The organism is Lysobacter sp. K5869 (assembly GCF_018847975.1).
GTDB lineage: Bacteria > Pseudomonadota > Gammaproteobacteria > Xanthomonadales > Xanthomonadaceae > Lysobacter.
In genome coordinates this window covers 3827863-3852379 of record NZ_CP072597.1, presented here as the reverse complement: position 1 = coordinate 3852379, position 24517 = coordinate 3827863, and the positions used below count along the sequence as shown (strand labels likewise).

The 24517-nt window shown below is 70.8% G+C and carries 17 protein-coding genes; 5 read left to right on the top strand and 12 right to left on the bottom strand.

From position 1 onward, the window contains the following. Nucleotides 1–39: 39 nt before the first annotated feature. Genes J5226_RS16760 through J5226_RS16735 form a run of 6 tightly spaced genes read right to left on the bottom strand, consistent with a single transcriptional unit; the run spans nt 40 to nt 6742 of the window. Entirely contained in the window at nt 40–840 is an 801-nt protein-coding gene (locus J5226_RS16760; RefSeq protein ID WP_215835572.1) for a 2,3-dihydro-2,3-dihydroxybenzoate dehydrogenase, read from the bottom strand. Continuing rightward, complete coding sequence (locus J5226_RS16755) at nt 837–1673, bottom strand: siderophore-interacting protein (protein WP_215835571.1); 837 nt, start codon at nt 1671–1673, stop codon at nt 837–839. Before J5226_RS16755 ends, J5226_RS16760 begins: the two co-directional genes overlap by 4 nt. Next, nucleotides 1670–2983, bottom strand: coding sequence for a condensation domain-containing protein (locus J5226_RS16750; RefSeq protein WP_215835570.1), 1314 nt, complete (start codon nt 2981–2983; stop codon nt 1670–1672). Before J5226_RS16750 ends, J5226_RS16755 begins: the two co-directional genes overlap by 4 nt. Next, complete coding sequence (locus J5226_RS16745) at nt 2983–3861, bottom strand: isochorismatase family protein (protein ID WP_215835569.1); 879 nt, start codon at nt 3859–3861, stop codon at nt 2983–2985. The genes J5226_RS16750 and J5226_RS16745 overlap by 1 nt, the downstream gene beginning before the upstream one ends. Further along, nucleotides 3858–5513: a (2,3-dihydroxybenzoyl)adenylate synthase gene (locus tag J5226_RS16740; RefSeq protein ID WP_215835568.1), complete on the bottom strand. Its 1656-nt coding sequence runs from the start codon at nt 5511–5513 to the stop codon at nt 3858–3860. Before J5226_RS16740 ends, J5226_RS16745 begins: the two co-directional genes overlap by 4 nt. Continuing rightward, on the bottom strand, nt 5510–6742 hold the full coding sequence (locus J5226_RS16735; protein ID WP_215835567.1) for an isochorismate synthase: 1233 nt from the start codon (nt 6740–6742) through the stop codon (nt 5510–5512). The genes J5226_RS16740 and J5226_RS16735 overlap by 4 nt, the downstream gene beginning before the upstream one ends. Before the next feature lie 731 nt (nt 6743–7473). On the opposite strand from J5226_RS16735, the gene J5226_RS16730 reads away from it, so the two are divergent. The 5 genes from J5226_RS16730 (at nt 7474) to J5226_RS16710 (ending at nt 12763) form a co-directional block, all read left to right on the top strand. Further along, nucleotides 7474–7902: a CopL family metal-binding regulatory protein gene (locus tag J5226_RS16730; RefSeq protein WP_215835566.1), complete on the top strand. Its 429-nt coding sequence runs from the start codon at nt 7474–7476 to the stop codon at nt 7900–7902. 184 nt (nt 7903–8086) lie between these two features. Further along, entirely contained in the window at nt 8087–9946 is a 1860-nt protein-coding gene (locus tag J5226_RS16725; RefSeq protein WP_215835565.1) for a copper resistance system multicopper oxidase, read from the top strand. A gap of 242 nt (nt 9947–10188) precedes the next feature. After that, a complete protein-coding gene (locus tag J5226_RS16720; protein ID WP_255323121.1) occupies nt 10189–11157 on the top strand; it encodes a copper resistance protein B in 969 nt (322 codons plus the stop codon). A 12-nt stretch (nt 11158–11169) separates the two neighbouring features. Continuing rightward, a complete protein-coding gene (locus J5226_RS16715) occupies nt 11170–12036 on the top strand; it encodes a cytochrome c (protein ID WP_215835564.1) in 867 nt (288 codons plus the stop codon). 298 nt (nt 12037–12334) lie between these two features. Further along, nucleotides 12335–12763 (top strand): hypothetical protein, encoded by a 429-nt coding sequence (locus tag J5226_RS16710; RefSeq protein WP_215835563.1) that lies wholly within the window; start codon nt 12335–12337, stop codon nt 12761–12763. A gap of 213 nt (nt 12764–12976) precedes the next feature. Here J5226_RS16710 and J5226_RS16705 read toward each other — a convergent pair whose 3' ends face one another. From J5226_RS16705 to J5226_RS16680, 6 genes are all read right to left on the bottom strand, one after another. Beyond that, entirely contained in the window at nt 12977–16669 is a 3693-nt protein-coding gene (locus J5226_RS16705; protein ID WP_215835562.1) for a transporter substrate-binding domain-containing protein, read from the bottom strand. A gap of 287 nt (nt 16670–16956) precedes the next feature. Continuing rightward, on the bottom strand, nt 16957–17643 hold the full coding sequence (locus J5226_RS16700; RefSeq protein ID WP_255322828.1) for a response regulator transcription factor: 687 nt from the start codon (nt 17641–17643) through the stop codon (nt 16957–16959). A gap of 468 nt (nt 17644–18111) precedes the next feature. After that, complete coding sequence (locus tag J5226_RS16695; RefSeq protein ID WP_215835561.1) at nt 18112–18837, bottom strand: OmpA family protein; 726 nt, start codon at nt 18835–18837, stop codon at nt 18112–18114. 137 nt (nt 18838–18974) lie between these two features. Continuing rightward, nucleotides 18975–20381: a wax ester/triacylglycerol synthase family O-acyltransferase gene (locus tag J5226_RS16690; protein ID WP_255323120.1), complete on the bottom strand. Its 1407-nt coding sequence runs from the start codon at nt 20379–20381 to the stop codon at nt 18975–18977. Nucleotides 20382–20802: 421 nt separating this feature from the next. Next, entirely contained in the window at nt 20803–22233 is a 1431-nt protein-coding gene (locus J5226_RS16685) for a deoxyribodipyrimidine photo-lyase (protein WP_215835559.1), read from the bottom strand. A gap of 540 nt (nt 22234–22773) precedes the next feature. Then, nucleotides 22774–24417 carry a S8 family serine peptidase gene (locus tag J5226_RS16680; protein WP_215835558.1) on the bottom strand — a complete coding sequence of 548 codons (1644 nt, stop codon included), beginning with the start codon at nt 24415–24417 and terminating at the stop codon, nt 22774–22776. Nucleotides 24418–24517 lie beyond the last annotated feature (100 nt).

Here is a 24517-nt window from a genome sequence, read left to right as displayed (position 1 = left end):
CGGATGCGCGCGTGTTGCGTCGATGCAACAAGCGCATCGCTACATGTCCAACGTCGCCCCGCCGTCCACGCGCAGATCGTGCAAGGTCACGTGCCGCGCCCGATCCGACAACAGGAAACAGATCGTCTCGGCGATATCGCCCGGATCGGCGATGCGCCCCAAGGGAACGCCGAGGCGGAAACGCTCGCCGTCGCCGCGCAGAATGCGCTGGCGCGCGGCTTCGTCGACAGCGAACGCGCGTTGCATCGCGGTGTCGGTGGATCCCGGCGAAACGATGTTGCAACGCACGCCGTGCGGCGCCAGCTCCAATGCGAGACAACGCAGATACTGCGTCGCCGCCGCCTTCGACGCGGCATACGCCGCCATGCCGGTGCGCGGCGCGGAGGCGGCGTTGGAACCGACCGCGACGATGCTGCCGCGCCCGCGTTCGCGCATGCGCGCGGCCACCGCGCGGGCGACGACGAACGCGCCGCGCGCATTGACCGTCATGCAAGCGTCCCAATCCTCGAGCTCGAGTCCGACCGCATCGCCGACGCGCAAGATGCCGGCGATGTGGGCCAGATGCGCGATCTCCCCGAGCTCGCGCTCGATCCGCTCGACCATCGCCTCGATGGCCGCGCCATCGGCGACATCGCAAACGAAGGCCGCGACCTCGACGCCCTGCCCCTGCAACTCCCGCGCGAAGTCGCGCAAGCGCGCTTCGTCGCGATCGCACAGCGCCAATCGCGCGCCCTGCTCCGCCAAGCGCGCCGCGGTGGCCGCGCCGATCCCCTGCGCGGCGCCGGTCACCAGCGCCAGACGGCCGTCGAACTCCCCCGCTCCCCTGCCCCGCGCGCTCATGCCGAGACCCCCTGCTCCGCTTCGGCGTCGAACGCGTCCATGATCCGGTGGCGTTCGTCGTGGTAACGGTCCTCGTCCCAGCGATCCTTCCAGTACGGCACCGCGTACATCATCGAACGCGGGACGCCGCGTTCCCGTGCGAGAAAGTCGCGGATCGCGACCACTTGCGCGCTCTCGCCCGCGAGCGTCACCGAGACCGCTTCGCGCTGCGGCCACGGCAGTTCGCGCACCGCCTCCAACAAACGCCGGCTCGCGCCGGCCGGTTCGCCTTCGCGCGAAAACCAACGCGCGCGCAAGCCCGGACGATCCGGCAAGGCTTGGATTTCGGCGGCATCCGGCGCTTCCAGCAGAGCGTCGATGCTCGCCCGCTCCGGCAAGCGTTCGATCACCGCGCAGATCAGCGCGTAGCTGCTCGGATCGCCAATCAACACATGCCGCGAGGCCTCGGCGCGGAACAGCTCCGGCCCGCCGGGCCCAGCGACGCCGAGCGGATCGCCGACGCGCGCGTTCGCGGCCCAGCGCGAGGCCGGGCCTTCGTCGCCGTGCAGCACGATGTCGATCGTCAATCCATCGTCATCGATCTTCGCCACGGTGTAAGTGCGCACCACCGGCTTCGCCGCGCCGTCGGGCCATGCCGGGCCGTGTTCGCCGAATACCGGCAGCGCGGGCGTTTCGCCCGGCTTCGCGGGAAACAGCAGCTTGATGTGCGCGCCCTCGCTGCCGATGGGAAAACCGGCCAGATCGTCGCCGCCCAAGACGATGCGGCGCATCTGCGGCGTGCGCGGCTCGATGCGCAGCACCCGCAACAACCTCGCGCGCGGACGCGCGCTCATGCGGCCTCGCGCGCGAGCGCGCCGGCGAGTTCGTCCAAACGCCGCGAAGGATCGGCCAGCGCCGCATCCATCAGCGCCAACAACGCGCGATGGTGCGCCTGCAGACTCGCGGCGTCGTACGCCTGCGGGTTGGCTTCGATATCGAAACGCACGCTGTCGGCCAGCGGCGACACGGTGAGGTCGAGGTCTTCGACCGAACCGACCGACACCGCATGCGCGCGGCTGCTCAGCCCCTCGAACACGAAACCGCGGTCGAACGGCATCAGATTGAGCACCGGCCCGTACAACTGAGCATGGCTGTCGCCCAGACCCGCGTCCTGCCGCAGCCATTCGTAGTTGTAGCGCTGATGCGGCCGCAACTCGCGCAACTCGGTCGCGACCGCGCGCGCCAGATCGGCGAAGCTCCACTGCGGCTGCAACGACAAGCGCAGCGGCACCACGTTCATGCCCATGCACGGCACACCCAGCGCCGCCGAACCCAGCCGGTTCATCACCAACAGTCCCAGGCTGATCTCGTCCGCGCCGCTGCGCGCGCGCATCCAGGCGAACACCGCCGCGATCAGCCATGCCGACCAGTCCACGCCGAGCGCGCGCGCCGCGTTCTGCCAGCGCAGGTGTTCGCCCGCGGGCAGGCTCAGGTGCGAGGAACGCGCGCTGTCGTCGGGCGCGCACTTCGGCCCGAGCGTGACCGGCTCAGTCGCGCCGACGCAGCGTTGCCGCCAGAACTCGCGGCTGCGCGCGAACGCGTCCGAAGCGCGGTAGTCCGCCTCCTCGGCGACCACCGGCGCCAGCGACCAATCGCGCGCGCGCGGCGCGTCGGCGCCGCGTACCTTGGCCGAATACAGTTCGGCGACGCGGTGGATCAACAGCAGATACGCGAACCCGTCCAGCGCGATGTGATGCGCGCGCAAGTACCAAAGATGGCGCTGCGCGCCCAGCCGGATCAACGCAGTCGCGAACAGCGGCCGTCGGGCCAGATCGGCCGGACGCAGCAGATCCTCGCGCATCCAGCGCCATGCGCTGTCCCAGGGCGAATCGCAGCCGGCGCAATCCTCGCGGCCGATCAACACGCTGCGCGCCTCGCGCAGCCGTTGCACGGCCTGCCCATCGATTTCTTCGTAACGCATGTGCAGCGCATCGCAAGCGGTCAGGGTTTCGCGGATCGCCGCTTCCAAGGCCGCTTCGTCGAGCGGGCCGTCCAGTTCCACCGCCTCGGCGGTCCACAGCGACGGACTGTCGGGGTCGAGCTGCTGCGCCGCCCACATGCCCAGTTGCGGCCCGGTCAGCGGCAATCCCGTCTCCCCCGCCATCACGCCGCCCGCCGTTGCTGGATCAATTCCCACCACTGCGCCACGCTGCCGCGCTCGGCGAGTTCAACCAATCCGATGCGCTCGCCGCGTGCCGACCAGCGCTCCAGCAGCGTCATCAAGCGGATCGAATCCAGGCCGGCCTCGAACGGATTGTCGTCGGCGCCGATCTCGTCCAGCGGACGCTCCATGATCAGCGCCAGCTCGGTGCGCAGCGCGGTCAGGCTGACCGGCAAGCCGGCGCCGTCGGCCAAGGCTTGCGCGCAGTCGGCGCGGCCGATCACCACGCCGCAGCGGCGCGAGACGTAATCCAGCGCCATGCGATGTTCCTCGGCGGAGAAATCGGCCACCGCATCGGCGATCAGGAACGGCTGGATATCGTGCATGAAGGCGTCGGCCACGGTCATCATGCAACCGATGTGGGCGTAGATGCCGCAGACGATCAGCTGATCGCGGCCTTGCTCGCGCATGCGTTCGCGCAAGTCGCTGGAGACGAAGGCGCTGTAGCGCCATTTGGTCAGCACGGTGTCGTGCGGGCGCGGCGCGATCGGCGCGGCGACCGGCGCCAACTGCGGCTGCGCGGTGATGCCCGGACCCCACCACGGCTGCAGCAAGCCGCGCTGCTGCGCGCTCTGCACCGGCGGCTGCGCGGTGTAGACCACCGGCACGCCGGCGTCGTCGCAGGCATCGCGCAGGGCGCGCACGTTCTCCAGCAGCTGCGGCACCGGCGCCTGGGTCTGGTCGTAGAACGCCAGGAAATATTCCTGCAGGTCGTGGATCAGCAGCACGGCGCGCGAAGGCTCGGGACGCCAGTCCACCCGGTTCGACGGCCACTGCTGCGGGCCGGGCATGGGATAGGAAGCGATCTTGGGAATGGTCATGGCGCGGCCTGTGCGAAAGAGGAGGAAACGGGAACGGCGGCCGGCGGCGCGAAGCGCGCGCGCAAGGCCTTCTTGTCGATCTTGCCGACCGCGGTGCGCGGCAACGCGGCGAGGAACTCGATGCGGTCGGGAATCTTGAACGCGGCGATGCCGCGCTCGCGCAGACATTGCGCGAGTTCGCGCGGCGTGGCTTGCGCGGCGTCGCGCAGCACCACGAACGCGCAGGTCTTCTCGCCGAGCCAGCGGTCGGGCATCGCCACCAGCGCAGCGTCGAATACCGCCGGATGCGCGAGCAGATAGCCTTCGACTTCCTCCGCCGCGATCTTCTCGCCGCCGCGGTTGATCTGGTCCTTGGCCCGGCCTTCGACGATCAGATGGCCGCCGGGCAAGCGGCGCACGCGGTCGCCGGTGCGATAGAAGCCGTCGGCGGTGAACGCCCGCGCGTTGTGCGCTTCGGCGCGGTAATAGCCGCGGATGGTGTACGGACCGCGGGTCAGCAGATGGCCGACCTCGCCGGGCGCGACGTCGATGTCTTCGTCGTCGACGATGCGGATCTCGTCGTCGTCGCTGATCGGCCGGCCTTGCGTGCCCAGGATCAGTTCCTCGGGTTCGTCGCCGCGGGTGTAGTTGACCAAGCCTTCGGCCATCCCGAACACCTGCTGCAAGCGGCAGCCGAACGCCTCCGGCACGCGCCGCGCGACCTCGCCGGCCAGATGCGCGCCGCCGATCTGCACGCAGTCCAGACTGCTGAGGTCGTAGCGCGCGCGCGACCGCGATTCGAGCCACGCCAAGGCCAGCGCCGGTACGAGCGCGGTGAGGGTGACGCGTTCGCGCTGGATCAGGGCGAAGCAGGATTCGGGATCGCTGTGCCGCGCCAACACCACGCAGCCGCCGGCATGGAACACGCCGAGCGCGCCGGGCGAGCTCATCGGGAAATTGTGCGCGGCCGGTAGCGCGCACAGATACACCGTGTCGCCGTCGAGCCCGCAAATGCGCGCGCTTTCGCGCACGCTGTAGAGATAATCGTCGTGGGTGCGCGCAATCAGCTTGGGCACGCCGGTGCTGCCGCCGGACAGCTGCAGGAACGCGACCTCCCCCGCTTCGGGTCCGTCGCCACTCAACGGCTCGTCGAGCAGATCGGCGAAGGCGTGGAATTCCTCGGCTTCGCCGATCACGATCGCGTCGCGCAGGCAGTCGTGCTCGGCGCAGACCTCGCGAATCATCGAACGGTAGTCGAAGCCGCCGTCGCGGTCGGCGATCACGCAGGCGCGGACCTCGGCATGGCCGACGAAATAGCCGATCTCGGCGCGGCGGTGCGCCGGCAAGGCGAACACCGGCAAGGCGCCGAGCAGGAACAGCGCATGGCAGGCGATGTAGTGTTCGCCGATGTTCGGCAACTGCAGCAGCACCCGGTCGCGCGGGCCGATGCCGAGGCGGCGCAGGCCCGCGGCGAGACGCCGCGATTGCTCGTCGAATTGCGCATAGCTCCAGCGCCGTTCGCCGCAAACGATGGCGATGCGCTCGGGATGCATACGCGCGCCGCGGGAAACGCTGCGGTAAAGAGTCTCGCCGGTCCAATAGCCCCGTTCGCGATAACGCGCGGCGAACTCGTCCGGCCACGGCACGAAGCCGGGCAGCGGCGCGGCGCTCATGCCCGGCCCTCGGCCTCGGCGACGTGCGCCAGCCCCATCGCGCCGAGCATGGTGCGCAGTTTCGCGGTGGTTTCCGCCAATTCGGCCTCCGGCTGCGAGCCGGCGACGATGCCGGCGCCGGCGAACACGGTCGCGCACTCCTCTTCCACCAGCGCGCAGCGGATCGTCACCGCCCATTCGCCGTCGCCGTCGGCGTCGCACCAACCCACCAGGCCGGTGAACAAACCGCGGTCGTAGCCTTCCAATTCGCGAATGACCCGCCGCGCCGGCTCGGTCGGATAACCGCACACCGCGGGCGTGGGATGCAGCGCCAGCGCCAGCCGCAGCGAGCTGGTCGCGGGGTCGCGCAACACGCCGTCGACGCGCGTGGACAGATGCCACATCGTCGGCGTGGCCAACAGCGACGGCGCCGCCGGCACCTGCAAATCGCTGCAGAACGGACGCAGCGCGGCGGCGACGTCCTCGATCACCAACGCGTGTTCGTGCAGATCCTTGGCCGACTGCAGCAAGCCTTCGGCGCGGCGGCGATCCTCGACCGGATCGGCGCTGCGCGGGATCGAGCCCGCCAACGGATTGGAAACGATGCGCGCGCCGCGCTTGGACAGCAGCAGCTCGGGGCTGGAACCGATCAAACACGCTGGCGGGCCGCCCGCGCCGGCCAGATCCATCGCGAAGGTGTAGGCCGACGGCGCGCGCGCCAGCAGTTGCCCGAGCAACTGCGGCACATCGACCTTGGCCGCGATGCGCAGGCTGCGCGACATCACCACCTTGCGCAGACCGCCGTCATGGATGCGGTCGAGCGAACGTTCGACATTGCGCTTGAACTGCGCCGGCGCCGGCACCGGTTCGACCCGCGGCGCGGCGCGCGAATCGCCGTGCAAATGCGCGGCGCCGCGATGGCGCGCGCGGCCGGCGGCGAACGCGGCGTGCGTCGGCACCCACAAGCGCGCGGGTTGGCCGCCCTCGAACGGCACCGCGCCGAGCAACGGCAAACGCCCCGCTTCGCTTGCGACCTGGCTCAGCAGGCGTTCGCTGGCGCCGGCCAGATCGTCGTCGCTGGCGCGCGTCAGCGCGTGCAGCACGCCGCGCGCATGCAGTTGGGTGTGGGCGGAGGAAAACAGCGAATCCTGCGGCCGATAGCTCGACAGCAAGGCCGGCGGTGCGGCGTCGAGGTGCGCGGTCGCGGCGATCGCGGGCGCGACCCGCGCCAGTTGCGCTTCGCCCATCATCGCGGCGCTCCGCTGCGGACGCGCGCGGCGACGGCGCCGGAGTCGGTGGAAGAAACAAAAGAAAAGACAGTCGCGCGAACCGCGCGTGGCAGTGCGTTCAAGGGTCACCTGCAGGCTCTGAGGGTCGCGAGCTTGCGGGCGGGAACGCCGGCTGGCCGGGAATGGACGAGCCGTGGCTACGTCGTCCGTGGAGCGGGAAGTATGCCACTTGCGCGCACATCGGCAAGCGCTTGCGGCGAGGTCGCCGGATGAACGAACCGCGCGTGCGGCCGTGCGCGCGACTATGCGCGCGGCGCGGCCTCATTCGATCGGCTTCGTTGCGATAAGCGTCACAAGCTGAAGCTTCGATGTGCGACGCGCGTCGTGCGGTTACAGACGATGAAGCAGCTCGCGCGTCATCGACGGCCGTCGCGATCGCGCCGTCGCCGCGCGGATCGGACGCGGCTCGTTCGCGAGCGCGGCCGCGGCGCGCACTGCTTCGAGTTCGCGTCGAGCCCTCGAGCACGTCAGCTCCGCGAACTCGGAGATCCAACGTCTTCAGCGCCATTCAGCCGCTTCCGTCGCCGCCTCCGCCAACCTCCAAATAACCGCCCGCCCTCCCCTCGCCCACCTTCGCCATGAACGCCCCACACAACCTTCCCACTCAGGAAGGTTGCACGATCCGCGCGAATTGAGGGCACAATGGCTGCCGTTCCGGTGCCCGCCACCGCCTCGCCGTCGCTGTCCCCCGCATGCCCTTCTTTTCGCTGCTGCTGCGCTTGCTGCTGATCGTCGCGTTGAGCCTGAACGGCTACGCGTCGGCGGCGATGATCGCCAGCGGCGGCCATGCGATGGGGCCGCGCCTCGCGGCGGCGGCGCCAGCGCAGCCCGCGGCCGACACGGCGATGGCCGATTGCCACGAGGGCATGGAGATGCCGGCGATGGCCCATCACGGCGCCGAGCCCGCCTCCGCTCCCCACCCCGCCGACCCGGCCGCGCCGCACGAGGGCGATTGCTGCGGCAAGTTCGCCTGTCAATGCGATTGCCTGCAGGCGGCGAGCATCGCCCACGCGATCGCGCCGCTGCCGCCGCGCCTGGACACGGTCGCGCCGGCGCTGCCGACCCCGCACGCCCCGCCCAGCGGCGTGCTGAGCCTGCCGATCCGTCCACCCATCGCCTGAGCGCGCGTTCGGCCGGATTCCGCCGGCCCACGGCTCCCGCCCACGATCCGTCCGCGCCCGCGGCGGCATCGCACGGCGGCGCGGCCGTCATCGCCCGCACCGGCGCGGCGGCGCTCAACAGCGCTTGCCCCGCGCCTCGCCCGCCGCGAGACTGATCGCGGCTCTTCCCAACGGAAGGCTCCCCATGACATTGCGTATTCCCCCGTTCGGCGCCCCGGCCGATCCCGGCCGCCGCCGCTTCGTCGCCGGCCTCGCCGCCGGCGGCGCCATCGCCGGCAGCGGCCTGTGGCGCGGCGCCTTCGCCGCGCCGATGGCGCAGACGCCGCGCGTGCTCAGCGGCACCGAGTTCGATCTCGACATCGGCGCCACCCAAGTCAACTTCACCGGCCGCGTGCGTCCGGCCGTCACCGTCAACGGCAGCCTGCCCGCGCCGATCCTGCGTTGGCGCGAAGGCGACACCGTCACCTTGCGCGTGGCCAACCGCCTGCGCGAAGGCATGAGCTCGATCCATTGGCACGGCCTGATCCTGCCGGCCAATATGGACGGCGTGCCGGGTCTGAGCTTCGACGGCATCCGTCCCGGCGAGAGCTACGTCTATCGCTTCCGCGTCGGTCAATCCGGCACTTACTGGTATCACAGCCACTCGCTGTTCCAGGAGCAGGCCGGCCTGTACGGCGCGATCGTGATCGACCCGCGCGAACCGGCGCATTACCGCTACGACCGCGAACACGTGCTGCTGCTCTCGGACTGGACCGACCTGGAGCCGGCCGCGCTGTTCCGCCGGCTCAAGCAGATGTCGAGCTACGACAACTACTACAAGCGCACCGTCGGCGACGCGATGCGCGATGTCGGCGAGAAAGGCTTGGCCGCGACCCTGCGCGACCGCGGCGAATGGGGCCGCATGCGCATGACCCCGACCGATCTGTCGGACGTCAACGCGCACACCTACACCTATCTGCTCAACGGCGTGACCCCGGCGGGCAACTGGACCGGCCTGTTCAAGCCCGGCGAAAAAGTGCTGCTGCGCTTCGTCAACGGCTCGGCGATGACTTACTTCGACGTGCGCATCCCCGGCCTGAAGATGACCGTGGTCGCCGCCGACGGCCAGCCGGTGCATCCGGTCAGCGTCGACGAGTTCCGCATCGCCGTGGCCGAGACCTACGACGTGCTGGTCGAACCCTCGGGCCAGGACGCCTACACCATCTTCTGCCAGGACAACGCCCGCACCGGCTACGTGCGCGGCACCCTCGCGGTGCGTCAGGGTCTGGAAGCGGAAGTGCCGCGCACCGATCCGCGCCCGCTGCTGACCATGGAGGACATGGGCCACGGCGACATGAGCGGCGACGGCGGCCACGACATGTCGAAGATGAAAGGCATGGAAGGCGGTTGCGGCGCCAGCATGGGAGCGAAGAGCAAGGGCATGGAGGGCGGCTGCGGCGCCAACATGGGCGGCATGGCCGCACCCGCGTCCGGCGGCGGCATGGACCACGCGGCGATGGGCCACGCCGGCATGGACCACGGCGCGATGAAATCCGCGCCCGGCGGCGATCCGCGCCTGATCGACATGCGCGCGATGAGCCTGTCGCCCAAGCTCGACGATCCCGGCATCGGCCTGCGCGGCAACGGCCGCAAGGTGCTGACCTATTCCGACCTGCACAGCGTGTTCGACGATCCCGACGGCCGCGAACCCAGCCGCGAGATCGAACTGCACCTCACCGGCCACATGGAGAAATTCGCCTGGTCCTTCGACGGGCAGAAGTTCATGGGCGCCGATCCGATCCGGCTGACCTACGGCGAGCGGCTGCGCATCGTCTTGGTCAACGACACGATGATGACCCACCCCATCCACTTGCACGGCCTGTGGAGCGATCTGGAGAACGACAAGCAGGAGTTCCAGGTGCGCAAGCACACCATCGACATGCCGCCGGGAACCCGCCGCAGCTATCGCGTGCGCGCCGACGCGCTCGGCCGCTGGGCGTTCCACTGCCACCTGCTCTACCACATGGAAGCGGGCATGATGCGCGAAGTGAGGGTCGAAGAATGAAGACGACCGCCACCTTGCCCCGCACCGCGCTGGCCTTGGCGCTGACGCTGCCGTTCGCCGCGTTCGCGCAGCAGCGCGATCGCGATGCGCAGGCCGCGCAAGCCATGGATCACTCGGGAATGGATCATTCCCGGATGGACCATTCGCAGATGAGCGGCGCGAAGAAGAAAGCGCCGGCGAAGAAAACCGCCGCGCCCGCGAAGGCGGCCGCGATGGATCATTCGACGATGGACCACTCGGCGATGCCGGCTCCGGCGAAAGATGCCGCGGCGGAATCCGAAGACGCCGCGATGGATCATTCCCAGATGGATCACGCCGGCATGAACCCTGGCGCACCGGCGAAGCCCGAAGGCGCGGCGATGGATCACTCGACGATGGACCACTCCGCAATGGACCACGGCGCGCCCGCCAAGCCCGAAGGCGCGGCGATGGATCATTCGACGATGGATCACGCCGCGATGGGCCACGGTGCCGCTCCGCGCGCCGACGCCCCGCAACAACCGCGCGAGCCGATCCCCGCCGTCACCGACGCCGACCGCGCCGCCGCGTTCCCGCCGATCAGCCTGCACATGCAGCACGCGCGCGAGTTCAACCACATGGTGGTGATCAACCGCCTGGAAGCGGTCGATATCGACGACGGCAGCGCGCAGGCCTGGGAAGGCCAGTCCTGGTTCGGCAGCGACACCGACCGGCTGTGGCTGCGCAGCGAAGGCGAGCGCGAACGCGGCCGCACCGAATCGGCCAACCTGGAAGCGCTGTACGGCCGCGCGATTTCGCCGTGGTGGGACGTGGTCGCCGGCGTGCGCCACGATTTCCGCCCGCAACGCGCGCAAACCTGGGCCGCGTTCGGCGTGCAGGGCTTGTCGCCGTACAAGTTCGAGGTCTCGGCCACCGCGTACTTGGGCGAACGCGGGCAAACCGCGCTGAACCTGGAAGCCGAGTACGAACTGCTGCTGACCAACCGCCTGATCCTACAACCGCTGGTCGAAGTCGAGTTCTACGGCAAGGACGATCCGCGCCGCGAAACCGGCGCCGGCCTGAGCACGGCCGAGGCCGGCTTGCGCTTGCGTTACGAGATCAGCCGCAAGTTCGCGCCGTACGTGGGCGTGAGCTGGGAGCGCGCGTTCGGCGATACCGCCGATTACCGGCGCGCGCACGGCGAGCGGGTCGAAGACACCCGGCTGGTCGCCGGCGTGCGGCTGTGGTTTTGAAGGAGCGCGCCCATGAACGCATTCCTTCGAACCGGCCTGTGGCTGGGTAGCGCGGCGTTGGCCGCGGGCGCGGCCGGCGCCGCGGTGGTGTGGTCCGGCGCCTACGACGTCGGCGCCGACGCGCCGCACACGCGGCCCGTGTACGCGTTGCTCGAGTACGCGCGCGAACGCTCGATCGCGGCGCGCGCGAGCGGGCTGAGCGTGCCGGCGAACCTCGACGACGCCGAGCGCGTGCGCCGCGGCGCCGGCAATTACGCGGCGATGTGCGCGGGCTGCCATCTGACCCCGGGCGCGGGGCCGAGCGAGCTGTCGCGCGGGCTGTACCCGGCGCCGCCGAACCTGTCGCAGCGCGAAGTCGATGCCGCGTCCGCGTTCTGGACGATCAAGCACGGCATCAAGGCCTCGGGCATGCCGGCCTGGGGCGGCAGCATGGACGACGCGCATCTGTGGGACTTGGTCGCCTTCCTCGGCCGCTTGCCGTCGCTGGACGCGCAGGGCTATCGCGATCTGGTCGCGCGCAGCGACGGGCATTCGCACGGCGGCGGCGAGAACATGTCCGGCCACGACCACGGCGGCGAGCATGACGATAGCGGCGGCCATGGGCACAGCGACGCGCAGGCGCAAGCGGACGGCGTCGAAGCCCCGGCGCATGCGCACGCGGCGAAGCCGCACGACGACGGCGACGGGCCTGCGCACTCGCACGGCGATTCGGCGAACGAGGCGAAGCCGCACGACGAGGCCGGCACGCCCGCGCACGAGCACGAAGCGTCGGCGGCGGCTCCCACGCCATCGCCGGCGAAAGCCCGCGTCCAGCCGCCATCGACCTCGCCCCCGAAGCCGGCTCACGGGCACGCCGACGGACAATCGCACCCGCACTGACCACGAGCGCCGGCTCCGCTTCGGCGGAGCCGGTTCGTGCATGGCGGCTTCTTGGAAGACGACGGCCGCAACGCGAACTATGAGCGACGGACGCGATGCCCTTTCCGCACTCCGCTGGACGGGCCTTTCATCCCGATGCCTTTCGACCGGCCTGGGCGATACCGCTCGCCAGCCTCAGCGCGCGCCTGCCTAAACCGCCTAAACCGCGCACCTGGTCGCACTCCGCCGCCGGCTTGGGCCGCCGCGGTTGCGGGGCTATGATGTCCTCCAAGCCATCTGTGCGGCCAAGGAGCCAGCCATGTCGATCAACTCCAAGGCCCGCCGCGACGCCAAGAAACGCAAACTCGAGCGCGCCCGTACGGCCGCGCCGGTCGCGGCCAACATCGAACCCCATGCCGAGCTGCGCGATGCCGACGGCCGCCTGCTCGGCGGCATCGTCCGCCGCGACGGCGAATGGACCCTGGGCCTGGGCGGCCGCATCGTCGGCGGCTCGGAGAGCGCGGCGCGGGTGCTGGCCCTGCTCGAACGCGCCGCGGCGCTGCACCGGCGCGACGGCGCGCAGGTCAGCCTGGGCTGCTCCAGCGCCCTGCGCACCGCCGCCGACCGCGAACTGGCCGAGCGCGGAGTGAGCTTCGAGCAGTTCCGCGAAGAGCTCGAAAAGGAATTGGCGATCGATCCGCCGCCCTCGCTCAACCTCGTCGCCGACGCGAGCAGCGCGCGCCACTGAGCGCGTCGACGAACCCGCGATCGTCGTAGCCATCGATCGCGTCGCCGCGCGCCGGTCCGCGCATCGTCTTCTGCGAACATCGGCGCTGCCGCATCGGGCGGCGCCTTCCGCTAAGCCCGCTTCGCCTCGGCACTGTCGCTTCGCGCGGCGCCTTCCGCTACGCCTGCTTCGTCTCGACGCTGCCGCTCCGCGCGGCGCCTTCCGCTACGCCTGCTACGCCTCGGCGCCCCAGCGCCGCTGCAGCGCCTCCAACTCGTCCAGGAACGCGCGCACCGCCGGCTCCGCTTCGTGCAGCGGCTGCCGCGCCAATCCCTCCTCGAGCGCCTGTCCCCGGCGCGCGACGGCGGCATCGAACAAGGCGATGGCGCCGGTGCAGCGATGCACGGCGTGCGACAACGCTGCGACGTCGCGCGCTTGCAAGGCGGCGGCGATGTCGGCGCGTTCGCGCGGCAGTTCGCGCAACAGCGCCGGCAAGGCCGCGCGCAGCGCGAGCGTCGCGTCCGCGGCGTGCGCGGCGGGCTTCGATGAACGCCGAGGCGTCTGCCCGTCGGAAGTCGCAGCGGGCAGCCAGCGCTGCAGGACCCGCTGCAAATCCTCTAGCCGCACCGGCTTGATCAGCCAATCGTCCATGCCGGCGTCGCGGCAGCGCCCGATCTGCTCGGGCAAGGCGCTCGCGGTGATGGCCACGATCGGCAGCCGCCGCGCGCCGCCGCCGGCTCCCGCTTCGCGCGCTTCGTCGTCGCGGATCGCCCGCGCCAACGCGTAGCCGTCGAGTTCGGGCATGCGGCAATCGCTCAGCAGCAACGCGTAACCGCCTTCGCGCAGCGCCGCCAGCGCTTCGCGGCCGTCGGCGCAGACGCGGCAGGCGTGGCCGAGTTCGAGCAACTGGCGCTGGATCAATTCCCGATTCACGGGGCCGTCCTCGGCGACCACGATCCGCGCCGGCCCCGGCGCCGTCGCGCCGCGCGGGAGCGCGCCCTCGCGCGCGCCGGCGGGATCGCGCGCCCACTCGCAGGCGCGCTGCACGTGCAGGAACAGCAAAGGCTCGGCTTGCAGCGCGTAATCGCCGCCCGCGCCGTCGCGGCGCACGCGGATCAGATCGGCGCGCTCGCCGTCCTCGAAACTCGCCTCGCCCTGCTCGCCCGGCGCCGACAGCGTCACGCCCAACGCCGCGAGCGCTTGCCGCAAGGCATCGGCGCGGCGTGCGTCGCCGACGCTCACCGTCGCCCGCAACGGCGCGGCCGCCGGCGCCGCGGCCTCGCCGGCCACCGCCGCGCGCAGCGGCAGTTCCACGGTCGCGCGCGTGCCCTGCCCCGCGCGGCTGTCCAGGCGGATGCGCCCGCCCATCAGTTCGACCAGTTGCCGGCAGATCCACAGCCCCAGCCCGGCGCCGCCGAAACGTTGCGGCGTGCTGTCCTCGCCCTGGCGGAACGGCTCGAACGCGCGCCGCAGCTGGTCCGGGCTCATGCCGATGCCGGTGTCGCCGACCTCGACGATCAAGCGCTGCCGGCGCACGCGCAGGTCGAGCCAGATCCGGCCGCGCTCGGTGAATTTGACCGCGTTGCCGAGCAGGTTCAACAACACTTGACGCAAGCGCAGCGGATCGCCGAGCACCGCCTCGGGTACCGCGGCGTCCACGCGCAGATCCACCCGCAATCCCTTGGCGCGGCACCCGGCGGCGGCGTGCATCGCCGCCGCGTCGGCGAGCGCGCGCGGGCGCAACGGCGCCAGTTCCACCCGCAGCTGCCCTTCTTCGATCCGCGACACGTCGAGGATGTCGTCGAGCAGACCCTGCAGCGCTTGCGCCGAATCGCGCACGTGGCCGAGCAGCGTTTGCTGATCCGGATCCAGCGGCGAGCGCTCCAGCAGTTCCAGCATGCCGGTCATGCCGCCCATCGGCGTGCGGATCTCGTGGCTCATCGTCGCCAGGAACCGCGACTTGGCCCGGGTCGCGGCCTCGGCCTGTTCCTTGGCCCGGGCCAGCGCCTGCGCTTGCAGATGCACGTCGGTGACGTCGACGAAATAACCGGTGTACCCCGCGTCTTCGCGGTCCTCGCCGGGATGTTGCGGCCGCGGCAGCGCGCTGACCCGCACCCAGCGCCATTCGCCGCCGCCGCCGCGCACGCGGAAATCGGCGTGCAGGCCGCTCATGGTCCGCGCCGCGGCCGCGATCGCCGCGCGCAAGCCGGGCAGATCGGCGCCGTGCACGCGCGCGAACAGCACCCGCGAATCGGCCACCGCGCGCTCGGCGTCGAGCCCGAACAGCAACTCCGGCCGCCCGGCCAGATACGGAAAGCGGATCTGCCCGTTGGCCGCGCGCCGCGCCTTGAACACCACGCCCGGCAGATTGCTCGCGACTTCGCGCAGCTTGCGGTCGACCGCCTCGCGCCGCCGCGATTCGCGGCGCAGGCGCAGGTAGAACGCGGCGATGACGTTGATCGTCAGCAGCGCCACCGCGACGATCGCCATCACCCGGTTCCACGGCACGCCGTAGCTGTAGCGCAGCGCGACCCAGTGATCGTGGATGCGCTGGCGCTCGGCTTCCGACAGCGCATCGAGCTGCTGGTCGATCATGTCGATCAGCGGCGCCAACCGGCGGTCGGCGGCGAAAGCCAGCTCCAGTTCCAGCCCGGCCGGCGCGAGTTGGAATTCGCTGTTGCGGTGCTGGGTTTGCAGCAGACGGTCGAGCACCGCCAGATCGCCCAGGTGCGCGTCGACTTGTCCCGACGCCAGCAGTTCCAGCCCTTCGGCGTTGCTGGCCACGCCGATCACGCGCGCGTCGGGCGCGGCGCGGCGCACCGCTTGCCCGGCCAATCCGAGCAAGGTCACCGAGACCCGCTTGCCCGCCAGCGACTCCAGGCCGATCGCCGCCGACGCCTTGGCCCGGGTCGCGATCACCAGCGGCGTGCGCTCGAACGCGCGGCTGTAGACCCAGTGCGCGCCGGGCAGACTGCCGAGCGGCGCCACGGCGAGTTCGGCGCGATGCCCCGCGAGCGCGGCGATCGCGCCGCGCTGGCCGTTGCCGGCGACGACGGCGAAATCCAGGCCGAGGCGGTCCTCGACGATGCGCGCGTAGTCGGCGGCGATACCGGCCGGTTGGCCATCGCTGTCGAGCGTGGACAACGGCGCGGCGTTGTCGGCCAGGGCCAGACGCAGGCGCGGCAGTCGCGCCAGCCAGTCGCGCTGCGCGGCGTTGAGTTCGCCGGGCGCGGCCCCGGCCTGCAGGTCCGCGCGCAGCCATTTGGCGCGCAGCCGCTCGACCCGTTGCGGATCGCGCTTGATCTGCTCGTCGAGCCATTTCAGCAGCGGCAGCCGCGCCAGCGGCGCCGCGTACAGCACGCCCAGATCGTTGCGCTGCATCGGCGGCGGCAGTTGCGAGGTCGGCAACAGTTCCAGCGTGGCGTACCCGCCTTCGCGCAGATACCAGTCCAGCACATAGGCGCTGTCGAAGTAGACATCCGCGCGGCCCTCGGCCACCGCGCGCACCGCGGCGGGCGCATCGACGACCGGCACCACCTGTGCCGGCAGGAAGCGGGTGCGGTCGCGGGTGTGTTCCAGCAGCGCGGCGGGAATGGCCATGCGCATGCGCTTGAGCGCGTCCTCGCTGAGCAGGCGCGCGTCGTCCTTGCGCTTGAGCGCGTACAGCGAGAGGTTCTCGATCGGGTCGGTATAGGCCATGCAGCGACTGCGCGCCGCGGTCACGCGCAGGTTCATGGCCAGATCGATGCGGCCCTCGCACAGCGCCCGCACCGTCGCTTCGCTGTCGCCGACGGCGAGGTAGCGCACGCCGTAGCCGTGCGTGCGCAGGATCTGTTCCAGCAACTCGATGTTGAAGCCGGCGGCGCGGCCGTCGCGATAGCCTTGGAACGGCAGGTTGCCCCACTCGGCGACGCCGACGCGCAGCACGGCGGGCTTGGCGGCGGCGCGCGCGGCGACGGGCTCGTCGCTGGCGATCCGGGTGGGCGGCGCCGCGGGCTCGGGCGCTTGCGCGGCGGCGGCCGGCGCTACGCGCGCCCGCGCACCGGCCTCGTCCGGCGCCGCCCGCGCCGCGGTTTCGGCGCCGGACGCCGCCGGCTCCTGATGCCAGCCCCGCGCCTGCGGCGCGGTCGCGGCGGCCGCCAGCGCCAGCGCGGCCAGCCACCCGCAGACGCGCCGGCGGGCGCGATCGCGGGCCGCGCGGGCGCGCGCGGCGTTCAGGACAACAGCCCCTCGTTGCGCGCGTAGTCGTAGATTTCGCGGTCGCTCTTGAGCCCGAGCTTGCCCATCGCATCGGTCTTCTGCCGGCTGATGGTCTGCTTGCTGCGGTGCAGGTGCGCGGCGATCTGCGACACGCCCAAGCCCGCGGCGAACAGCCGCAACACCTCCGCTTCGCGCGGCGACAGACCGCCGCCGCGCGCCGCGCCGGCGCCGGGTTGCAGCAACCCGCGCAGCGCCAGGCCGAAGTAGCGATCGCCTTGCATCACCGTGCGCACCGCTTCGCCGAGTTCGGCCGCGGCGGCGGCTTTGTCGAGCAAGCCCGCGACGCCGGCGTCGGCGATGGAGCGCAGCACCGGCGCGTTGCCGATCATGGTCAGCACGATCACCGGCAACTGCGGACGGCGGCGGCGGATCTGCCCGAGCAGGCTCAGGCCGTCGCCGACGCGGCTGCCGGGCATCGAGAAATCGGTGATCACCAGATCCAGCGGCGTCGCCGCCAGCAGTTCCAGCAACTCGTCCGCGCCGCCGGCTTCCGCCGCGACCGTCCAGGTTTCGCCGGGCGCCGCGGCCGATTCCAGCAGCGCGCGCACGCCGGCGCGGACCACCGGATGATCGTCGGACAAGGCGATGCGCAGACTCGCCGCGCGCGGGCCGGAACCTTCCTGATCGAAAACTGAGTTCACGCGTCGCTCCTCCTGACCACCCTTTCGTCGCGCAGGGAATCAGGCGGACAAAACGTGCGGCGGAAAGAACGTTCGTGCGCCGCGAGTGGGCACAATCGCCCGCATGGGCAAAGTCGTGGCGTGTTCCGGCACGGGCCGCGCGCTCGATTGCGGCGAAATGCGGCCTGCCGCGATGCGCGATCCGCACGGATACGAACTGCATGCTGCGTGCATAACGCACGCAAGGGACGCTGGCGGGCGCGGCAGCTCATCGCGCCGGTTCGACTGAGCCGGTTCGGACGAACCGCGCGACGCGGCCCCGCAACGCACCCCCATGCCCGCAGCGCCTGCGGCATCGCCGCGGGTCGCGCGCTGTCGCACCCGCGCCTTAAACGAAATCGGGCCGCCAGCGGCGGCCCGGTTTCGGGATGACTCCAACGATGGGCGGCGGCGCCTAACTCATCGGCGCGGCGCGATCGCGCTAACCGCTTAGGAGCGCACCGGCACCAAGGTGATCTCGACGCGGCGGTTCTGCGCGCGGCCGGCGTCGGTGTCGTTGCTGGCGATCGGGCGGGTCTTGCCGGCGCCGGTCAGGATGAAGCGGTCGCGCACCAGCCCCTTGGACATCAGGTAATTGCCGACCGAGGCGGCGCGCTGCTCGGACAGGCGCTGGTTGACCGCGTCGGTGCCGATGCTGTCGGTGTGGCCGGCGACCTCGACGATGGTCTGGTTGTACTCGGTCAGGGTGGCGGCGACGTTGTCGAGCACCGGGTCGAACTTCGGATCCAGGTTGGCGCTGTTGAAGGCGAAGGTGATGTTGCTGGGCATGTTCAGGGTGATGTTGTCGCCCTGGCGGACCACGTCGACGCCGGTGCCGGCCATGCGTTCGCGCAGCGCGCGCTCCTGGCGGTCCTGGTAGTTGCCGATGGCGCCGCCGGCGAGACCACCGACGCCCGCGCCGATCAGCGCGCGCTGGCGGCGTTCGGTGGCGTCGTTGCCGCTGAGCAGGCCGGCGGCGACGCCGGCGAGCGCGCCGATCAGGGCGCCCTTCTGGGTGCGGTTCATGCCGCCTTGCTGTTGCTGCGGCTGGTTCGGGTCGCCCGGGTACGGCTGCTGCTGGCCGCCGTAGTAACCGCCGCCACCGCCGGTGGCGCAGCCGGCGAGCAGGGCGGCGAGCGTCGCCGCGGCGATGGCGAATTTGAGTTGGGTCTTCATGGGCTGTCCTCGTCGGGTGGCGGAGCGCCCACAAGCTAATCACGCCGCCGTGGGGGACGAGTGACGGCGGCGCCGGCCCGTTCAGGCCCGGGCCGGGAAGACGTTGCGCGGCCCGGCGCGAACGGCCGAGCGCGGGTTCAGGCCATCAGCGCGGCGGCGCTGTCGGCGTCGAGGGTGCGTTCCCAACTGCCCATCAGCGCCAGGTACAGCAGCTTGTCGAACTCGGCGCCGAAGCGGCTGATGACTTCGTCCGGGTCGGGGATCAGCTTGCCGTCGGCGATCAGGCCGAAGTGCACGCGGCCGTTGTAGCTCAGGATCGAAATGCCGACGCCGATGGAACCGGTCTGCGGCACCCAGAACATCATCTCGTCCAGGCGCGCGCCGGCCAGATACAGCGGCTGCTGCGGCCCCGGCACGTTGGTCGCCACCGCCGTCGCCTTGCGGCTGAACAACTCCAGCGCCAGCCCCTGGACCTGCGCCGGCGCCATGCCGAGCGCGGCCAAAAGACCAAATGCAACAATGGCTTGGCGCGAATTCTTAAGATTGTTCATGCACTCGGCGACGCGCTCGACCCGGCGGATCGGGTTGTCCTCGCCAACCGGCAGATCCAGGAACACCAGGCCGAAGTGGTTGCCGAGCTTGCGCGCGTGTTCCAGCGGCCGCAGGTTGACCGGCACGGTGGCACGGATGGTCACCCCGTCGATGGCGTCGCCGCGCTCGATCATGTAGCTGCGCAGCGCGCCGGCCGCGGTCGCCATCAGCACGTCGTTGACCGTGCAGTCGCAGGCGCGGCCGACCGCCTTGACCTCTTCCAGATCGAGCGGCTCGGCCCAGGCCACGCGCTTGGACACGCCGAGCTTGCCGCGCAGCATCGACGGCGGATCGTCGGACAGCGACAGCGCGTGCAGCAGTTCGCGCGCGATCTCCCCGCCCTCCTTGGCCAGCATCGCCGCCAGGGTCGGGTCGCGGTACATCTCCATGCCCTTTTCCAGCGCGCGGCTGCCGAGCTTCATGTAGCGGTCCACCGCGCCGACCCGGCGCGCCACGTCGGCGCCGTCCTGCTTGAGCCAGGCGTGGGCCAGATCGCTGCCCTTGGCCGGCTGCGCGGTGGTGTCGGTCAGCGACAGCAGCACCTGCACCAGGGCGATGCCGTCGGCGTAGCTGTGATGGATGCGCGCGATCAGCGCCGAGCCGCCGCGGTAGCGCTCGACCAGATGGAATTGCCACAGCGGCCGGCTGTTGTCGAGCGGACTGGAAGCGAGCTGGCTGACGAACCGCTCCAGCGCGCGCTTGCCGCCGCGCCCGGGCAGCGCGGTGTGCTGCACATGCCATTCCAGATCGAGATCGTCGTCGGTTTGCCAGTACGCGCCGGCGGCGGTGTCGACGGCTTTCTGGCGGAACCGGCTGTAGGCGAGGAAGCGCTGCTTGATCACCTTGCGCAGCGCGTCGACCGAGATCGGATCGTCGAACATCAGCACGCCGGTGATCATCATCGGGTTGGTCGGGCGTTCCATCCGCAACCACGCCGTATCCACCCGCGACATCGGCTCGCGCCGCGCGCGCCGGCGCGTCCCCGCCCCCGTTTCTGCCTTCGCCATGCGTCTCTCCGATGCGTCGGGCGAGTGAATCATGCGTGCGTTGGGGGAGTCAACGCGTTGGGTGAGGGAATGCGCAGGGCTGGGAGTTTCGGAACAGGGAACGAGGGGAACGAGGGGAACGAGGGGAATGAAGGGAATGAAGGGAATGAAGGGAATGAGGGGAATGAGGGGAATGAGGGGAATGAGGGGAATGAGGGGAATGAAGGGAATCAAGGGAATGGGGAATGGAAAGCATCAAAATGCGCTTGGGGTTGCGACGGATCGCGCTGGTTCGAGGTCGAGGCCGTCGACCGCGCGAAAGACTCGCCATTCCCTTGATTCCCCTCATTCCCCTCATTCCCCTACCTCGCGCGGCCCCTCGCCGCGGTTATTCCCGCAACCTGCGATACGCCTCCAACGCCGCATCGCGTCCCGTCGCCAGATCGACCAGCGGCTGCGGCGGGTAATCCGGCGCGACGCGGCGCAGGCGCTGAGGGTCTTGCCACGGGGCGAAGCGCAGCGGCACCGGCAAACCGGCCAGTTCCGGCACCCAGCGGGCGATGTAGGCGCCGTCGGGGTCGAACTTCTCGGATTGGGTCACCGGGTTAAACACGCGGAAGTACGGCGCGGCGTCGGCGCCGGTGCCGGCGACCCACTGCCAGCCCAAGGTGTTGTTGGCCAGATCGGCGTCGACCAGGGTGTCCCAGAACCAGCGCGCGCCGTGGCGCCAGTGCAGGCGCAGGTGCTTGGTCAGATAACTGGCGACGATCATGCGCACGCGGTTGTGCATCCAGCCGGTGGCCCACAGCTCGCGCATGCCGGCATCGACGATGGGCACGCCGGTGCGGCCCTGCTGCCACGGCTCCAGCTTCGGCGGCGCGGCGCGCGCCCAATCGAAGTCGGCGAAGCGCGGGTTGAAGTTCTGCTCGGGCGTGTCGGGAAAGTGATGCAGCAGGTGATGGGCGAACTCGCGCCAGCCCAGTTCGCGGATCGCCGCGTCGACGTCGCGCGCGTTGGCGGCGTTGCGCTGCGCCTGCAGTTCGGCGACCGCGCGCCACGGCGCGAGTTCGCCGAAGTGCAGATGCGGCGACAGACGCGAGGTGCCGACCCGGTCGGGCCGGTCGCGCTGTTCGGCGTAACCGCGCAGCGCGCCGTCGACGAAGGTCGACAGCGCCGCGCGCGCGCCGGCTTCGCCCGGCGTCCAGTGGCCCCAGAAGCCGCCGTCCCAACCCAGCGACGGCGCCAGCTTCAGCGCCGCCAACGGCACGCCCTCGGGGCCTTCGCGGGTGCTCGGCAACGACGCCGGCGCGTCCCACCGCGAATGCTCGCGCCAATCGGCCAGGGCCGCGCGCCAGAACGGGGTGAACACCTTGAACGGCCCACCCTGCTTGGTCCGCAGCGTCCACGGCTCGAACAGCAGCGAGCCGTTGAAGCTTTCCGCCTCCAGTCCCGTGCGCCGCAGTTGCTGCTTGATCTTGGTGTCGCGCTTCTCGATGTAGGGCTCGTAGCGGCGGTTCCAGAACACCGCCTGCGCGCCGGTCGCCAGCGCCAGCGATTGCAGCGTGGCCAGACTCGGGCCGAAGAAACGGCGCAGGCGCGAGCCGCGCTTGCGCAGGTCGGCGTCGAGCGCGGCCAGCGAACGGTGCCGCCACGCGTCCGAGGCCGCCCCCGGCCGCCACGTGCCGTGTTCGTCCGGCGCGTGGATGTACACCGGGACCGGCGTGTAGCCGGCTTCCAGCGCCGCGCGCAAGGCCGGGTTGTCGTCCAGGCGCAGGTCGTCGCGGAACCAGACCAGGGCGGGAGTCGGGGCTTCGGGCATCGGGGCCGGCGCGGTAGGTGGACGGTCAGTATGCCGGGTGGGCGCGGCGGACCGCATCGAGTCCGGCGAGCCGCATCGGAAGGATCGCGCCGGGGCCGGAGTCGGGGTCCGTCCGCGGGAACCAATCCGCCTCGATTTCGGGCCGATCTCGCTCGTCGGAGCTACTCGTCGGAGCGAAGAGATCGAGCCTGCGCAACCGCGCATCGCCGGGTGCGCCGTCGAACCGGCACGCCCTCGCCCGCGACATCGAGGCCGCGGAATCCGCGACCGCTCCGCCCCGCGCCACCGCATCGCGTGCCGGCAGCGACACCGCCGCCCCGCGAGAGGCGGCGGCGATTCGCGCGACGGCGCGTTTGCCGAACACGACGCGGCGGCGGCCGCTCTCCACCCGCTTTTTCGATTTCTGACTCGTCCCGGCTTAGAGACGACGCGCGAAATACGCGTTTCCACCAGTTGCCGTGCGCAGGAGTAGCGCAAAAAAACGGGAGCCCGAAGGCTCCCGTTTTCCTCGCACGCAAACGCCCGAAGGCGCCGCGCGGCTTACTTCAACTGCAGCTCGGCGATCGCCGCCGGGATCTGCACCAGACCCCAGCCGGTGTTGTCGTCGCGGCCGGCCGCGTCGATGTCCAGCGCGGTGGCGTCGAGCGCGTCGCGCACCTGCTGGGCGGTCGCGGTGGGCTTGGAACTCCACACCACGGCGGCCGAACCGGACACGTGCGGGGTCGCCATCGAGGTGCCGCTCATGGTCTCGTACGCGTCGTTGGCGACCGACGGCGCCGCGTCCACCGTCGCGGTCTTGCCGGCGAGGTTGGCGACGAGGTATTCGCCGTCGACCTTGCTGATGCCCACCGCCGGCAGGGTCGTGGTGGTCGGGCTCAGGTTCGGCGCGGTGCCGGTGTACAGGCCGATGTTGAGCGGGCCGTCGACGTTGTTGTAGATCACCACGCCCAGGGCGCGGCCGCTCTTGGCCTTGGTGATCTTGTCCAGGAAGGTGTTGGTGCCGCGCTGGCAGACCACGATCTTGTTGCGCCAGGTGCTCGACGAGGTCTGGCACAGGCCGCCGTTGACCCAGGCGGCGCTGGCGGTGGTCTGCTTGGAGCCCGACACCGGGATCGCGGCGAAGCTGGAGGTGCCGACCACGAGCGGATCGTCCTTGAGCGGATAGGTGCTCAGCACGTCCACGCCCGGCGCGGACAGTTCCACCTTCGGGGTGAACTGGGAGAAGTCGGCCTTGGCGTTGGTCGAATCCACCGCCGCCACCGAGACCACGCTGGCGTAGCCGGCCGGGTAGCTCTGGGTGTTGTTGCCGTCGTTGCCGGCCGCGGCGATGCTCAGCACGCCGGCGTTGGCGACGGTCTGGAACGCGGTGCGCTCGGCTTCCGAGGCGCTCGGGCCGCCCAGGCTCATGTTGATGATCTTGGCGCCGGCGGCCTGGCAGCGCTGCGCGGCGTCGGCCAGGGTCGAGGAATACGTCCACGAGCACTGGCCGTGGCTGCCGCCGTTGTAGCCGTTGCTGCCGAAGATCTTGACGATGTGCAGCGAGACCTTGCCCGGGCTCACGCCGACCACGCCCTTGTCGTTGTTGACCGCGGCGATAGTGCCGGCGACGTGGGTGCCGTGACCGCAGGTGTCGGTGTCCCAGCCGGTCGGGTAACCGGTGATGGTCATGCCGGCGAAGTCTTCGTGGTTCTTGTTGAGGCCCGAGTCGATGATGCAGACCTTGATGCCCGAGCCGTTGGCGGCGCCGGCGTCGAGCGTGCCGTCGCGATTGGCGTCCCACGCATCGCGCGCCTGCACCTGATCGATGCCGTAGGGCACCGACTGCGCCTGCAGGTAACGCGGCTGGTCGATCTCGACCGATTCCACATCGGGATTGGCGCGCAGCGCCTTGACCGCTTCGGGCGAGGACAGGGTCATCACCGCGGTGTTGTTGCGGTCGAACTGGTAATTGACTTCGGCGTCGCCGGCCTGGGCGGCGCTGAGCTTGCCGCGCAGCGCCTGGATGCGCTGGCCGAGGTTCGAGGTGGCGGCGAGGCCGCGGGCGTTGCCGGCATGGTTGCCGGCGGACTTGAACTTGACCCACACGCGATTGGGGTTCGGACCGTCCTGGGCCATGCCCGCCGTCGACGCGATCAGGGTCGCCAGACCCAGGCCCAGCGCGCACACCAACTTGCTCTGCTTCATCGAACCCCCGGTTGCAATGTCGGCCGGCTCCGGACGGAGCGGCCATCGGGCGTGTGCCCGATAACACTGCAAACGTGACAACAGTTACGCCCCCCTACCC